This window comes from Helicobacter sp. (genome assembly GCF_014799995.1).
Taxonomy (GTDB): Bacteria; Campylobacterota; Campylobacteria; order Campylobacterales; family Helicobacteraceae; genus Helicobacter_D.
On record NZ_JAAVGY010000049.1, the window covers coordinates 1 to 15,361 of the forward strand.

15 protein-coding genes are annotated in these 15,361 nt (G+C 37.9%); 14 read left to right on the forward strand and 1 reads right to left on the reverse strand.

All coding sequences use genetic code 11. The features are described 5' to 3' along the window. Positions 1 to 98 precede the first annotated feature (98 nt). Both HDT10_RS07650 and HDT10_RS07655 read left to right on the forward strand, forming a co-directional pair. On the forward strand, positions 99 to 446 hold the full coding sequence (locus tag HDT10_RS07650) for a P-II family nitrogen regulator (protein ID WP_290881883.1): 348 nt from the start codon (positions 99 to 101) through the stop codon (positions 444 to 446). A 59-nt stretch (positions 447 to 505) separates the two neighbouring features. After that, the gene (locus HDT10_RS07655; RefSeq protein ID WP_290881884.1) at positions 506 to 1,780 is read left to right on the forward strand and encodes an ammonium transporter; all 1,275 of its coding nucleotides are present in this window, start codon (positions 506 to 508) and stop codon (positions 1,778 to 1,780) included. 25 nt (positions 1,781 to 1,805) lie between these two features. On the opposite strand, the gene HDT10_RS07660 is transcribed toward HDT10_RS07655, so the two are convergent. Further along, positions 1,806 to 2,156 (reverse strand): c-type cytochrome, encoded by a 351-nt coding sequence (locus tag HDT10_RS07660; protein ID WP_290881886.1) that lies wholly within the window; start codon positions 2,154 to 2,156, stop codon positions 1,806 to 1,808. A gap of 73 nt (positions 2,157 to 2,229) precedes the next feature. Here HDT10_RS07660 and folD point away from each other — a divergent pair, with 73 nt between their 5' ends. The 12 genes from folD (at position 2,230) to HDT10_RS07720 (ending at position 15,344) form a co-directional block, all read left to right on the forward strand. Continuing rightward, a complete protein-coding gene (folD, locus tag HDT10_RS07665; RefSeq protein WP_290881889.1) occupies positions 2,230 to 3,087 on the forward strand; it encodes a bifunctional methylenetetrahydrofolate dehydrogenase/methenyltetrahydrofolate cyclohydrolase FolD in 858 nt (285 codons plus the stop codon). Between the two features lie 9 nt (positions 3,088 to 3,096). After that, a complete protein-coding gene (gene lepB, locus HDT10_RS07670; protein WP_290881890.1) occupies positions 3,097 to 3,900 on the forward strand; it encodes a signal peptidase I in 804 nt (267 codons plus the stop codon). A 63-nt stretch (positions 3,901 to 3,963) separates the two neighbouring features. Continuing rightward, positions 3,964 to 4,647: a site-2 protease family protein gene (locus tag HDT10_RS07675; protein ID WP_290881891.1), complete on the forward strand. Its 684-nt coding sequence runs from the start codon at positions 3,964 to 3,966 to the stop codon at positions 4,645 to 4,647. An 8-nt stretch (positions 4,648 to 4,655) separates the two neighbouring features. Continuing rightward, the gene (rpiB, locus tag HDT10_RS07680) at positions 4,656 to 5,078 is read left to right on the forward strand and encodes a ribose 5-phosphate isomerase B (protein WP_290881893.1); all 423 of its coding nucleotides are present in this window, start codon (positions 4,656 to 4,658) and stop codon (positions 5,076 to 5,078) included. Positions 5,079 to 5,097: 19 nt separating this feature from the next. Next, complete coding sequence (locus HDT10_RS07685; protein ID WP_290881895.1) at positions 5,098 to 5,436, forward strand: hypothetical protein; 339 nt, start codon at positions 5,098 to 5,100, stop codon at positions 5,434 to 5,436. A 153-nt stretch (positions 5,437 to 5,589) separates the two neighbouring features. After that, positions 5,590 to 6,726: an MFS transporter gene (locus HDT10_RS07690; protein ID WP_290881898.1), complete on the forward strand. Its 1,137-nt coding sequence runs from the start codon at positions 5,590 to 5,592 to the stop codon at positions 6,724 to 6,726. Between the two features lie 12 nt (positions 6,727 to 6,738). Next, positions 6,739 to 9,105, forward strand: a complete 2,367-nt coding sequence (locus HDT10_RS07695; protein ID WP_290881901.1) for a dynamin family protein — start codon at positions 6,739 to 6,741, stop codon at positions 9,103 to 9,105. Beyond that, positions 9,098 to 11,146 carry a dynamin family protein gene (locus HDT10_RS07700; RefSeq protein ID WP_290881902.1) on the forward strand — a complete coding sequence of 683 codons (2,049 nt, stop codon included), beginning with the start codon at positions 9,098 to 9,100 and terminating at the stop codon, positions 11,144 to 11,146. Before HDT10_RS07695 ends, HDT10_RS07700 begins: the two co-directional genes overlap by 8 nt. 76 nt (positions 11,147 to 11,222) lie before the next feature. Continuing rightward, entirely contained in the window at positions 11,223 to 12,032 is an 810-nt protein-coding gene (locus tag HDT10_RS07705) for a J domain-containing protein (protein ID WP_290881905.1), read from the forward strand. A gap of 9 nt (positions 12,033 to 12,041) precedes the next feature. Further along, the gene (locus tag HDT10_RS07710; protein ID WP_290881907.1) at positions 12,042 to 12,920 is read left to right on the forward strand and encodes a hypothetical protein; all 879 of its coding nucleotides are present in this window, start codon (positions 12,042 to 12,044) and stop codon (positions 12,918 to 12,920) included. 1 nt (position 12,921) lies between these two features. Then, entirely contained in the window at positions 12,922 to 13,791 is an 870-nt protein-coding gene (locus tag HDT10_RS07715) for an NAD(+)/NADH kinase (protein WP_290881909.1), read from the forward strand. After that, positions 13,791 to 15,344, forward strand: a complete 1,554-nt coding sequence (locus HDT10_RS07720) for a DNA repair protein (protein WP_290881911.1) — start codon at positions 13,791 to 13,793, stop codon at positions 15,342 to 15,344. Before HDT10_RS07715 ends, HDT10_RS07720 begins: the two co-directional genes overlap by 1 nt. Positions 15,345 to 15,361 lie beyond the last annotated feature (17 nt).

A 15,361-nucleotide genomic window follows, 5' to 3' on the forward strand; every position in this document is an offset into this window, starting at 1 on the left:
AATAATATAATTCTTAAAAATTATATTTAGTTAATAAAATTAAGTTTTTATTTTGTATAATCTTGACTTATTTTGTAGCTTTACGCAGGAGAAAAGGAATGAATAGAATCTATAAAGTTGAGATTATCACGCGTTCGGAGAAGTTAGATGTTTTGAAAGATTCCTTAGCACAAAAGGGAATCAAAGGTATGACGGTCAGTAATGTTATGGGTGCTGGCAACCAAAAAGGCAAAACCGAAGTGTATCGCGGCAATGAAACAACGATTGATTTATTGCCCAAGATTCGGATAGAAATTATCACAAAAGAAAGCCTGCTCCAATCCATTATTGAAGTCGCCAAGACTACTTTAAAAACAGGTAGTGCAGGGGACGGAAAGATTATTGTTTTGCCTGTGAGCAATGTGATTAGAATCCGCACAGGTCAAGAGGGAGAGGACGCAATTTAATTGAAAGTTTAAGTGTTAGAATTTAAATTTTTGTATGGGGATATTTAGAAGGCGAAATAATGAAAAGATTATTGTTTTTTGGGTTGTGCGGGATATCCTTTGGGGCAGAATCTGAAGTCTCTGCTGTGGATACTTTGTTTTTGATTGTGTGTTCTAGCCTCGTGCTGTTGATGACGCCTGCACTTGGAATGTTTTATGGCGGAATGGTGAATCGTGGCAATGTGCTAAACACGATGATTAATTGCAGTATGCTCTTTGCTTTGGTGTGTATTCAATGGGTGATTGTAGGTTATACGCTTGCGTTTGGAGATGATATAGGGCAAATAATTGGAAGTTTGAATCATATTTTTTTAAGCAACATTCAAGATTCTGTGATTGGCTTAGTTCCGGAGAATCTCTTTGCGTTTTTTCAAATGCTTTTTGCCGTGATTGGTGCAGCAATCATCACGGGTTCTTTTGTGGAACGTATGCGCTTTGGGGTGTTGTTGATTTTTGTCCTTTGCTGGAGCACTTTCGTTTATGATATTTTGGCGCATTGGGTATGGGGTGGAGGCTGGCTAATGAAGATTGGCTCGCTTGATTTTGCAGGTGGTGGCGTGGTGCATATTGCAGCAGGTGTCGCAGGGCTTGTAGGCTGTTTGCTGCTTGGAAAACGCAAATTCAAAAGGGGAATACTCCCGCATAGTCTGCCATTGTCGTTTATTGGAGCAATTTTTTTGTGGTTGGGCTGGCTTGGATTTAATACAGGGAGTGCCCTTAGTGTAAATTCTGTCGCTGTAAATGCGTTTCTAGCAACGAATTTTGCAGTCGCTGGAGCGATGATTTCGTGGATGATTATAGAATGGACGAAATATGGCAAACCCACATTGCTAGGCAGTATCACGGGGATTATCGCAGGGCTTGTGGCGATTACACCCTCTGCTGGATTTGTAACGCCATTTTCCGCAATTGTGATTGGATTTTTTGCTTCCCCTATTTGCTTTTTTGCGATTAGTTATATGAAATTCAGGTTTGGCTATGATGATACATTAGACGCGTTTGGATTGCACGGGGTTGGTGGAATTTGGGGCGGAATCGCAACAGGGCTTTTTGCTACGAGTTCCGTCAATGAGATTGTGAGCAAAGAAGCTGCTGGCGAAGGGTTGCTTTATAGTGGGGATTTTAGTTTGTTGTTCGTGCAAAGCATTGCAATTATTGCGTGTTTTGTGCTTTCGGCTTTGATTAGTTTTGTTGTGCTCAAAGTCGTCAGTATCTTTGTATCCTTACGCGTGGAGGAAACGCAAGAAGAAAATGGTTTAGACCAATCTTTGCACGGCGAGATTGCTTATCGTTAGAGGTTATGTTAAGGGGTTGCGATTCTTAAGGATTCCCAATAGATTCTAAATATTGATAAATTGCTTCAATTTCGCTTGTGGTTAAATAGTATTTTGGCATAATCTTTTTGCCTTTTTGGAGCGCGTTTTCAAAGTCTTTGAAGCTTAAGTTGTTAATCGGCGGACCTTGCAAAGTCTTGTCTTTGCGCTGGTGGGTGTAGTTTGCAATTTGTTGCCCCTCCCCAAAGCGTCCGTGGCACTCTACACACCCGATTCCACGCGGATTATTATAGAGCATTTTGCCATATTCTAAGGGCGTAAGGAAGCTTTCTTCTGCATTAAGGAGTATTCCAAAGCTAACTCCGATGATTAAAAAAGCTTGAAATACTTTTTGCACTTATGTTTCCTTAAACTTTTAAAAAATCTTTTTTGATTATAATAACAAAATTATTTTTTAAAGGGTATTATGAATGCAGATTTTAGACGGAAAATCTCTTGCACAACAAATTGAAACAGAAATCAAATCTGAAGTTGAAAATTTAAGCCAAAAGGGTATCACGCCCGGATTAGCAGTGATTTTGGTAGGGAATGACCCTGCCTCACAAAGCTATGTGAATATGAAAGCCAAAGCATGCAAACGCACAGGAATCTACTCTATCACACACGAAATGCCCGAAAATATTGCACAGGATTCTTTATTGCAAACGATACAAATGCTAAACCTTAACCCCAATATTGATGGAATCCTAGTGCAGTTGCCATTGCCCAAACATATTGATACAACTGCAGTATTAGAGGCAATCGCGCCACATAAAGATGTGGATGGATTCCACCCCTTTAATATGGGACGCATTTTTTCCAATCTTGAGGGTTTTATCCCTGCAACTCCTATGGGCATTTTAACGCTTTTAAAGCATTATCAGATTCCAATTCAAGGCAAAAATGTCGTCATCGTGGGCGCAAGTAATATTGTCGGTAAGCCGCTTGGAGCATTATTTTTGAATGAAAATGCCACGATTACGCTTTGCCATATTTATACGCAAGATTTAATCGCACATACAAAAAAGGCGGATATTTTGTGTGTTGCGGTAGGCAAACCAAATCTCATCACTAAAGAAATGGTAAAAGAGGGCGCAATCATCGTAGATATTGGAATCTCTAAACTACCTAATGGAAAAATCGTAGGTGATGTAGATTTTGAAAATGTCGTGCCTTTGTGCGAATTTATTACGCCTGTTCCCGGTGGCGTTGGACCAATGACGATTGCTTCCTTGCTGCAAAATACATTAAAGTCTGCCAAACTCCGCGAAATCAATCAAAACCACTAAAGGGAAAAAATGAAAAATATCTTGATTAAACTCTATGAATTCGTCAATAGTTGGGTGGGGACGATTATTATTGTGCTTGGCATTATTTTTTTTGTCGCGCAGGCTTTTGTGATTCCAAGTGGAAGTATGCTAAATACAATGCTAATTGGCGATAATTTGTTTGTCAAAAAATACGCCTATGGAATCCCAACGCCCACGATTCCTTGGATTGAATTTAAAGTCTTGCCTGATTTTAATGATAATGGACATTTGTTTGAGGGTGAGCGTCCTAAACGCGGGGATATTGTGATTTTTCGTTACCCACAATCGCCCAAAATCCATTATGTCAAACGCAATGTTGCCATTGGTGGAGACGCTGTGCTTTATACACAAAAGGGGCTTTGGGTTCATTTTGGCGGAGATTCTCCCTACCAAGAGAAAACCGCAGAAATCTTACAATTTCGGGGTAAGACTTTTTATTACGACCCCTACTTAGCGGCTCACCCGGGCGTGCAATACCTAGAAGTTTTTCCCGATGCGTTTAATCAGCTAGCCATTCTCTCACAACAAGGCGAATCGCTCGGTATGGAAAGAGTGCAATTACCTAACGGAGAGCTTGGATTCTACACAGAAATTCAAGAGGACGAGTTTTTTATGATGGGGGATAATCGTAATAATTCTAATGATTCGCGTTTTTGGGGGGCTGTGAGTTATAAATATGTGATTGGCAAGCCTTGGTTTGTGTATTTTAGCTGGGACGATGACTTTAAGATTCGTTGGGAGAGAATAGGCAAAAGCATAGAATCTTTAGAGCAAATGCAAAGAGAGAAGTAATGTTTGGCGACAAAAATACAGAAGTGCGAAATGTAAATTACAAAACCAATGAGGAAATTTTAAATGCTTGATTTACCGCTTACCTTTAAAGTCCCAATAATGGTCATTGCATTGTTGGTTGCGATTATTGGGCACGAGATTATGCACGGATTTATTGCGTTGAAGTTTGGCGACACAACCGCTAGAGACGCTGGACGCTTGAGCCTCAATCCACTGCGACATATTGATTTGGTAGGTTCTATTCTCTTGCCTAGCTTATTATTTCTCTTTAATGCGCCTTTTTTGTTTGGTTGGGCGAAACCCGTGCCTGTGAGAATGGACCGCGTGATTTATGGAGGAGGTTATTTTGGGGCTTTTGGAGTTTCTATTGCGGGAGTAGGATATAATTTTGCCCTTGCGATTCTTGCGGCAATGCTTATCTATGCCTTTAATGGTGGAATCTTTGGGGGATTTTTTGAATATTTTTCTAATCCAAACTTCGTGGCTTTACTTGTGCTTTATTTCTTGTTGCAATTATTGATTTATAATGTCGTGCTAGGCGTCTTTAATTTGATTCCAATTCCTCCTTTAGACGGCTCTAATGTGCTTGCTTATCTTGGTTTGATGTTTAAAAATGACTTTTTTGCAAGATTGTTTGAGAGAGTGCCTCCAATGATGGGTATGGTGGTGCTCATCTTGATTTTAAGCACGCCTTTGTCTAAGATAATTTTCGCACCTGTGCAAGCCATTATCAATTTGCTATTATAGGAGGATTTATGCAATTTTTTGTCGCAAGCGACCACGCAGGGTTTGAACTCAAAGCTTATGTGATAGAGAAGCTCAAACAAATGGGGCATAGTGTAAAAGACTTGGGACCAGAGGATTCTAATCGTGTAGATTATCCAGATTTTGCGAATCTTTTGTGTGAAAATGTTTTGAAAAATGATAAAAGTTTTGGAATTTTGGTTTGTGGAAGCGGAATTGGAATGAGTATTGCTGCTAATCGTCATAAAGGTATTCGCGCTGCACTTTGCCACGAGCCTTATAGTGCTGCAATGAGCCGAGCTCACAATGACGCAAATGTCCTTTGTCTAGGTGCACGTATCGTAGGCGAGGGAATGGTGGATTGGATTTTAAAAAGTTTTTGTGAGGGAGTGTTTGAGGGCGGGCGGCATACCTGTCGCATAGAAAAATTATAGTTTTATAAGGAAGCAAAAAATGGCACATTTTACGGAATGGTTGTTTTTAACAGCATTTATTCTATTTGTTTTGTTTATGGTAGTCAAAACTTTTTTCTATAAGAGTGTGGCGCAAAAAGAAGAAAAAAATAGTGCTGTAATGAAGCTAACATTACAAGAAGCTGAAATTTTAATCCGAAAGCATCAGTTGCAGCTTCAAAGGGCTTTGGGAAATATTGATATTCTAACCGATGAAATCACTGCTTTGCGCAATGAAGTCAAAGCACTCAAACAACGCAATTCCCAATATCGTGTAGAGGGCGAGAAATATAAAAGTAAAATCAAAGATTTAGAACAAAAAATTGAAGCACTATTGTAGGTGCAAGGGTTTTTTATGCCGCATTTGCATTGTCTCGCAAGTTTTGCAAACTTGCTTGCAATGATGAGAGAGAATCCAATGCAAAATCTCTAAAATCAAATAATCTTTAGCAAATTTGTTTTAAAATCTTAATAAAACTTTTAGGGATAAAATTTGAAAAACTATATTTTGTTTGTCGTGCTTTTAAGTGCTATGGTAACGATTTCTAGCCTTTATATCACGCAACCTATGCAGCCGCTTTTTATGGAGGAGTTTGGAATCTCTATCGCACAAGTTACGCTTTTTACTTCTGTGGTTTTGCTATCCCTTGCCTTTGCCCCTATCGTTTATGGTTATTTGTTAGAAAAGTTTGATACGCGTCAAGTATTGTTTATCTCTTTGGGTTTGATTGGAATCTTACAATGTTGGCTCTGTTTTGCCCAAGATTACAAGACTTTTCTTGCCTTACGATTATTGGAAGCCCTCGCGATTCCAGCTGCTTTGACAGCGACTTTGACAACCTTAACGCGTATTGATACGCAAGAGATACAAAAGTATGTCAGCCTCTATGTCGCCTCTACGGTGTTTGGAGGGGTGCTTTCTCGTGTGGGGGGTGGATTGATTACCTCTCTTTTTTCGTGGCAATTTACCTTTGCCGCACTTGGAATCACGACATTATTAATTGCGATTCTTTCTTATAGGCTTCCCCAAAGTTCGCAAATGACGAGTGCCAAAATTACACCCAAGATTGTTTTAGAACTACTTAAAGACAAGCGATACGCAGTGCTTTATATGGGGGCTTTTTTGGTATTGTTTTGCTTTCAAGGTGCATTGAACTTTATGCCTTTTGAGATTAAAGCCTTAAATCCAGACATCACGCCTGCGCAGATTGGATTCTTATATGTAGGTTATATTATTGGTATCATTACAGCTCTTTTGGTTGAACGCATTAAAAGACTGCTTGGAGGGGATTTGCGCGCGATTATTTTTGGCTTTGTGATTTTTGGAATCGCACCTTTGATAATGCTTTTTAAGAGTTTTTGGTGGTTGTTTTTTGCGGTTTTTGTGATTTGCATTGGAATGTTTATTGTGCATTCGGTGTTGTCTGCTTTTGTCAATTCTATTTCCAGTGAGAAAAAAGGAATTACCAATGGTTTATATCTCGCATTTTATTATACAGGAGGCACGATTGGCACGACAATGCCAAGCTATCTTTACCATTCTTTTGGTTGGGTTGGGTTGTGCTTGTTTTTAAGCGGTATTTTATTTTTGAGTGCGTTGATATTTTATAAAATACGTTTGATTTTTTAAGGAGGCAAAAATATGCTAGGGGAATATTTGGAATCAATGTTTAAAGAAATCGTACCATTAGGGAATTTGCATATCTTAGAAAATGAACAAGCAAGTGAAATGGTAGCGATTCTTTTGAGCCTTGATAGTCATACCTTTAATCTCTTTTGGCAAAGTTCTGTGCTCCAAAATCTTTGTGAAAAATATTGTAAAACTCTAAGTTTCAAGGGTATCCAACAAGTGCAATACACCTTGCTTTTAAACATTCATAACGCATTTGCCAAAGAGCCAGAATGGACACAGAATTTGCTCAAAAAAGTATTAGAGAATCTCTATTTATTGGAGCAATGCGGAATCGCAAAGGGAGAATTTTTAGAGCAAATTAAAATATATTTGAATGAGATTCTACACCAAGAAATCCAAGAAACTCCCACAAGCCAAGCCAAGCCAAAGTATATTTTAGAAAAAAGTTTTTTGCAAGATTTTCTAGGAAACAGCTTAAAATTATTGGAGCAAAAGCGAGAGGTTTTAAGTGCGATGAGCGCGCAAAATTTACTGCATCTTAATCCAAGCCTAGACGCGTTGGAATCCCTCTTGCAAAAGCTTAAAAATCAGCATTTTTCTATCGGAATTACAGGTGTGTTGAGTGCGGGTAAAAGCACACTGCTCAATGCGCTTTTGGGACAGGAGGTTTTGGGTAGCTCTACGATTCCAGAGACTGCAAGCCTCACGCTTCTAAAATACGCCAAAACTCCCAGTGCGCGCGTGAGTTTTTGGAATCAAGCGGAATGGGAGGATTTGAAATCCACAATGGAAGATTCTATGCTTAATGAGCTTTTGGCAAATGCAGAATTTAAAGAATCTTTAGAAAAATATGTCCAAGATTCTACACAAAGCCTTGAGATTGGTTTGCAAGAATTGCCAAAATTCACTTCCGCTAATTATCCAAGCAAGTTATGCACTCTCATCAAAGAAACGACACTCTTTACCCCTTTGAAGTTTTTAGAAAACAAAGTAGAGATTGTAGATACACCCGGACTTGATGACCCTATCGTGCAAAGAGAAGAAATTACCAAAGGTTATATTTTGGGTTGTGATTTGCTCATTCACGCAATGAATGCTGCGCAGAGTGCCACGCAAATTGATGTAGAATTTATCTTGCAGACTTTGCAGAATGCAAATATTTCAAGAATCTTGATTTTATTAACCCACGCTGATTTATTGGAAGCAAAAGAATTAGAATCTGCTTTGAATTACACGAAAGAAAGCATTCAAGCGCGTTTAAGTCAAAGTATGCCAAAGCAAAGTGCAGAGCTCTTGTTGCAAAGACTTGATTTCATTGCACTTGCAAGTTATCCTGCTTTGCTCTGTCAGATAAATCCACAAAAAGCCAGAGAGCTAGGCTTTAGCTTAGAATCTTCTAATTTTAATGCGTTGATTGATTATCTGCAACAGACCTTATTGGGTAGTAATAGCACGAAAGCAAAGGATTTGGTTTATCTAAATGCGCAGGGTTTTGTGCGTGTGTTTGAAAACATTAAATCCACCTGTGCTTTAGAAAGAAGCTTGCTCTTTGCCAAAGAGAGCGAAATCCAAGCATTGATTCAAGAAGCCAAACAGAAACAAGAACAAAGTTTGGCAAATCTTAAGCAGACGAAAGAATCTCTTAAAGATGCGACAGAGCAACTGCAAGTTTATCTTGGGACACTTCAAAAGGAACTAAGTCAGAAGCTAGAGGTTTCTAAAAATATCTTGAGCGAAAGAATTTTTGCAGATATTGTTTATGATTATGACAAGGGTAAAGCACCAAGTAATGAGAGATTACAGAGAATCTTAGACTTGGGATTGAAAGATTTTTTGAGTGATATTTTGCGTTTTTGTACTCAAAGCTTGGACAAAAAAATCACGCAATTACAAAGCCAGTTTGAATTTTCTACCCAATCTCAAGAAAAGGATTCTAGCATTTTGGGCAATTTTCATCTTTATTTTGATGCAAGCATTTTGAAAAAGACTTCATTAAAGATTCTCAATCGCGTGATAAAGTCTGTGCAAAAGTTTGGCAAAAATCAGAGAAATGAGCTCAAAATTGCATTGGATTTGGATTTTGAAATCGGATTTAAAGACTTTTTTGAAATTCTTATGGCACAGAATCAGGCATTAGAATCCAAACTCACGCAGAATTTTCAAAGTTTCCTTGAGGATTTGGAGACTACTATGAAAACAGATTTAGAAAACAAGGCAAAGATTTTACAAAATGCTTTGCAAAATTCACAAATCAGCACACAGGAAAAATCTCAAAAAGAAAGTTTATTGACACAAAATGAAATTGCATTAGAGGAAGCCTTGCAGTGTTTTAAAGCCTTGCAAACTTATGCGACACAAGGAGCGCAATATGCTTAAGCAATATATAAAAGAATGTGAAATCTTGCAAGCAAAAATTGCACAAAAGTCTCCTATCCAAAAACTAATTTTGGCTTGTCAGGATAATTTGAATCCTAATGATTATCAGTTAAGTTTTTTTGAAAATTTACAGCAAAAAGAAGTTGAACCTATGCAAATTGCAGTGATTGGGCAGTTTTCAAGTGGTAAAAGCACCTTTTTAAACGCACTTTTGGGACAGGATATTTTGCCAACAGGAATCACGCCCATTACCTCCAAAGTGTGTAAAATTTGCTATGGGGAGGATTATATTTTAGAGATTCTTTATAAAGATGGGCGCAAGGTTTTGCAAAACATAGATTTTTTGCACAAGCTCTCAAGGGAAAATTCTCAAAATATCAATCATTTTTGCCTTTATGCGCCTATTTTGTCATTAAAGGAAATCAACTTCTTGGATACCCCGGGATTTAATTCGCAAAATTCTGACGACACACATACGACCCTTAAAATTTTAGAAAATGTAGATGGAATCATTTGGCTGACACTCATTGACAATGCGGGTAAAAATAGCGAAAAAGCACTGCTTAAAGAGTTTATCACGCACTTTGCTCAAAAAAGTCTTTGTGTGTTGAATCAAAAGGATAGATTAAAGGACGAAGCAGAAGTACAAACAAGCCTAGAATATGCCAAAACCGCATTTGAGGGGATTTTCTCTGCCGTGATTCCAATTTCTGCCAAACTCGCCTTGAGCGCAAGACGCAACACACCACAAAAATTTCTTGAAACGAGGCTTTTGGATTTTGCTCAAAAGATTCAAGCCCTTGCATTGCAAGCCTCCGATGAGGGATATGAAAATTCTCAAAGCCCACAAAGCATATTAGAATCTTTAAGCGCAACTTATCAGAATATGCAGGGCAAAATCCAGCAGGAATTAAATGTGCTAAATTCTCAAAACGCGGCGAAACTAATGCAAGATTCCAATATGCCTTTGATTTTTGATTTTCTAAATCAAACCATTAAGCCCAAAGCTAGCTTTGCTAAGTCTTATAGCACGCTTAAAAAACTTCGTGAAATGCACATTTTATTGCATTTGCAATACCATAAAATTAACCAATGTTATTTAAAACTACAAAAAGCTTTGCAGCAGAATCTAAAGCTAACAATTCATCATTGTGCTATTTCTCAAGAAAAAGAACAAAAGATTTTTAATGATTTGTATATTGGACTTGATTTGTGGTTGGATACGCTTGCGCAGAGAATCTTTAATGCGTTGGAGAAAAAATCTTTTAATTTTGCACAAACGCAAAAGCGTCTTTTAGGTACAAAGTCTATTGAAACAACCAAAGAAGTAGTGATTCTCCCAATAGAGAAGTTGCGCATAGAATTGCAAAATCAAGACACGCAATTAGTGAAAAATTACAAGGCATTAAGTGTGCAGATTAAGAATTTTTTAGATTTGTTTGTCCAATCTATCGCACAAAATACAGATACTTTGAAATTAGAGCTAGCGAAGTGGCAACACCACGCACCCAAGATGATTGAACTCTATCTTGTCGCCCCACAGAGCCAAGCATTAAACACTTTGTATGACTTCGCACAAAATTGTTATGAGAATCTGCTAGATGATTTTAATAAAAATGCTTTGGTTGCAACCTCTTATTTACGCAGTGAATTAAATGTTTTGAGTAACTTTTTGGCTCTAAGTTATAATAATGCCATTGATTTGACACTGAATCGTTTAGATTTAAAAATCAAAAATGCAATTACTAAACACAGCGAGAATCAAGAGGAATTTGCATTGTTTAATCCTACTTTGGAAAATGTGCGCGAGAGTCTTAATGAAACATTTTGTTTTGAGCAATTTCAAGCGCGTCTCTTTGGTCCGATGAATTGCTTAAAGAAAACTTATGCGCAGTTTTTAAACCAAAATGAGCAAACGACACAGGATAAAATGCAATTAATTATGCAAGTTTCGTCTGAACTTAAGAAAGAAATGGCTAAAATTATACAAAATCTTGAAGCTATCAAACAAGAACTAAGGAATGTCAATATTCAAAATTAAAAAGTGGAATCAGAATTGCTTAATCTACTTTGACGCGCTAGAAATAGCGGACAGGATTAAAGACTAAGGAAAGTTTATGAAAGTAGAGCTCTTAGAGCCATACATTCAAATCAGCATTGAAAAAGAATCACAATTTTTAAAACGTGCAGTGGATTTTGCCTATAAGCATTTTTCCAAAGCCTATCGTCTCTCAAGCTCTGTATTGATTCTTGATGATGGGGAACGTTATAAAAAAGATTATTTTTTGAATTGGGCATATCATGTTGCAATGCAAGAGGAAGCCAAAAAGGATAGCGAGGATTTCCAAACGATTATTGATAGTAGTTATCTCCCGATTCGTATCAAAATGATTGAACATCGGGCGATATTAGAACACATTATCGTGTCGTTGCAAATCATTCAAAGTTCTTTTGATAATTCGCAAGTTTGCTTGAAGCTTAGTCGCCCAAGTCGTCTTGCAAGACGTTATTTGACTTCTTTATTTCAAGATTTTGTGCTAAGCTATACGAAGCAAGAGATTTTTTTGGATTCTAGTAGCCCTTATTTTTGGGAAAAATTAATCGGTGCAGTTTCACAAAAAATTATCTATAATCTTGTGTTAGACTTTGATTATGAGACTTTCAAAACGCACAATACTTTTGAATGTTTTGAGGAATATTTAACCAAAGAAGAAAGAATCCTCAAAAAAAGTTACAAAATCTTGGGTTGTGGTTATAATGATGACTTTGAATGTGTGAAAAATCGTTACATTGAACTTGCTAAAATCTATCACCCTGATAATGTTTATGGACAAGATAAAAAAATCATTGATGGCTATGCGGAGAAATTCCGCTTGATTAATGAAGCGTATGAAAATATTAAATCCAATTTCAAACGCGTGGCATAAGGAGTGAAAATGGCAACACAAAATCAAACGAATTTAAACGACGATATATATTCTGCTACGATTCCTGATGATATTTTTGACAGTTTTGAGGAGTTTAAAGAAGAGCCCAAAGAAGATTCAAAAGAAGAGTCAAAAACGAAACCTAAAGAAAAAGAATATAAAGTAGAATATTCTTTGGAAGATGAGGATTCAAGCAATAAGAATCGTTTTCTGGCTTATTTGTTTTTGCTAATTGTGCTCATTGCATTGATTTTTGGTGGAGGATATTATTTCTTGACACAGCCTAGCGGAGAGGCTTTGCTGAATAAGGTGCAAGGTTTGTTAGGATTCCAAACAAAACCCGCTAGAGAAGTTGTAGAATCTCAAACAAATTTTGCAAGTGAATTTGCTAAAGATGAAGAGATTAAACGTTTGCAAGAGGCACTTTATCAAAAAGAAAAAGAGCTTGCAACGCTTTCACAATCTGTAGATGGATTGACCCTATCTGTCAAGGAAATGCAAAATGCACGCAATGCGCAAGCTGATACAATGGCGAGGTTACGTTATACGATTAAACCCAAAAAACAAATCATTGCCGAGTGTTTCTCTATGAATATTGGTTCTTGGGAGATTCCACAAAGCTGTTTGCTTTCTATCGCGACAAAGGTAGATAAAGAATTGCAGAGCGATAAACGCGTAGTTGCCTTTGAGGTGCAAGGAATCGTAGATACGAATCCTTATCGTGGATTGTCTCCAGAGTTGAAGCAAGAGGGGCTTGCGAGCTTCCGTGCTTGGAATGCGATTCGTGCAATTAATGCCAAGATTCCTAATGCGACCGTGTTTGAAGGTCCAAGTTTGCAACAAGAAAACAAACGCGGGTATAGCATTAAAGCCTATTTTGTAGAATAGAATGAGCCTAAATCCCCCCATTCACAAGCTAGGCGTGCTTTTGCGCCCCTCCACTCCGGAGTTAAAAGCTTATTTTTTAGAGTTTCAAAGCTTGGCTGTGGAGTTGGGATTCCAAGTTGTTTTGGATTCTTTAAGTGCTGGAATGATTGGTATGCGGGGCTTAAACTTTGAAGAGCTTTGCAAGGAATGCGATGCGCTCATTTCTATTGGGGGAGATGGCACATTGATTTCTGCTGCGAGACGTTCTTTTGCATTCCAAAAGCCAATTTTGGGTATCAATATGGGGCATTTAGGATTCTTGACGGATTTGCAAAGAGAGGAAGTTGCGTCTTTTTTGCCTCATCTTAAAGAGGGAGATTATCATATCGCCAATCACATTATGCTAGAGGGCAAGATACAAAATGAGCGAGAGGACAATGCAAGTTTTTTTGCTCTCAATGATATTATTCTCTCACGTCTTGAAGAAACTTCTATGATTTATCTTAAAGCCTACATTGATGGAGAATATTTTAATTCTTATTATGGAGATGGATTAATCATCGCAACGCCTACGGGTTCTACGGCTTATAATATCAGCGCAGGCGGTGCGGTGGTGTATCCGTTTTCGCATAATCTGCTTTTAACTCCTATTTGTGCGCATTCTTTGACGCAACGTCCGTTGATTTTGCCAAGTAGTTTTGAAATCCAAGTAGAGCTTGGCGAACAAGGACGTTGTAATATTGTGATTGATGGGCAAGAGAGCAAGCCCTTAAAATTTGGTCAAAAAATCGCAATTCGTGCGCAAAGCAATGGGGTGAAGTTGATTCATAATGCGCATTGGAATTATTTTAAGATTCTAAAAGAAAAATTCCATTGGGGAGATTTTGAGTAATGCAAAAAATGCTGATTCATCAAATCACGATTAAAAACTCTCCCGCTTTTAAGGACGCAACCTTTACCCCTGATGTGCATTTTAATGTTTTTAGTGGTGCAAGTGGAGCGGGGAAATCCGTGCTAATGGAGTCTATTCTCGCGCTTTTTGGCTTGCGTGAATGCAATGCGCAGGTTTTAGAAGCGACTTTGGAATTACAAGGAATCGCACAAGAGTTTGAGGGGCTTTTAGAAGAGGGCGAAGTGATTTTGACATTGACGAAAAAGGACAAGATTCGCTTTTTTTTAAACGCCCAAAATATTCCCAAAAAAAAGGTACAACAGATATTTGCTCCCTTTTTAAAACATTTAAGCACGAAGTTTGATGATGCGGCAAGCATAGAAAATTTATTTTTGGTTTTTGATTCTTTTTGTAGCTCTAAAGATTCCAAATACAACGCGCTTTTAAATACTTATAAGGATTCTTTTGCGCAATTTCAAAATGCAAAAATTGCATTGAAAAAACTACAAGAGGAAGCATTAAAGGTTGCAGAGCTGAAAGAATTTGTACGTTTTGAAATCCAAAAACTAGAATCCCTAAATCCCAAAAAGGGAGAATACGAGGAGCTTTTAGAGCTCAAAAAAGAGCTTTCCAAAAAAGAAAAAATCAATGAGAGTTTGCAGAGGGTGCAGGAATTTTTAAGTCATCGTCAGCATATTTCTTATTTCTTAAATCTCATTGGTAGGCAAGAGGATTCTATTGTTAATGCTCTAAACGAATTAGAGGAATTATGCGAGCAAGAAAGTGAGCGGTTAGGAGATTTAGAGAGCATAAATCCCGAGGAGATTTTGAATCGCATTGAGGCTTTAAGTGCGCTAAAACACAGATATGGTGGAGTAGAAGAGGCATTAGAATATTTGGAAGCCAAAAAACAAGAATTAGAAAAGTATGAAAACTTAGATTCTATTTTGAGGGATTCTACTTTACGATTTGAAAATGCCAAAGAATCCCTAGAACAAAGTGCAAATACGTTGCAAAAGGCGCGAGAGAAGCAGCTCGCAAGCTTCAGTAATGCTCTAAGTGGGGCTCTTAGTTCGCTCAAAATGCCAAATGCCAAAGTTGCATTGAATCCCATTAAGGAAGTGGAATCTTATCTGCCCTTTGGCAATCAATTATTAGAAATCTCACTTAACACCGAGCTAAAAAACCTAAGTTCGGGCGAATTTAACCGCTTTCGTCTCGCACTTTTGCTCACACAGAGTGTGCAAGAAAAAAATCAGGCAATCATCATCTTAGACGAAGTAGATGCGAATCTAAGCGGGGAGGAATCGCAAGGCGTTGCGGAGGCTCTCAAGGCACTTTCTCGTAGTTATCAAGTTTTTGCAATCTCACACCAATCCCATATGCCAAGCCTAGCGGATACGCACTTTTTGGTGCAAAAGGGTGCGCAAGGTTCGCAGATTATTCCATTAGATAAAGAGGGTAGAATCCACGAGATTGCACGAATGATTAGTGGCGCGCAAATCACAAAAGAGGCATTAGAGTTTGCGACCAAACGCGTCAATGAAGCATAACATACTTAAAAAGAGAA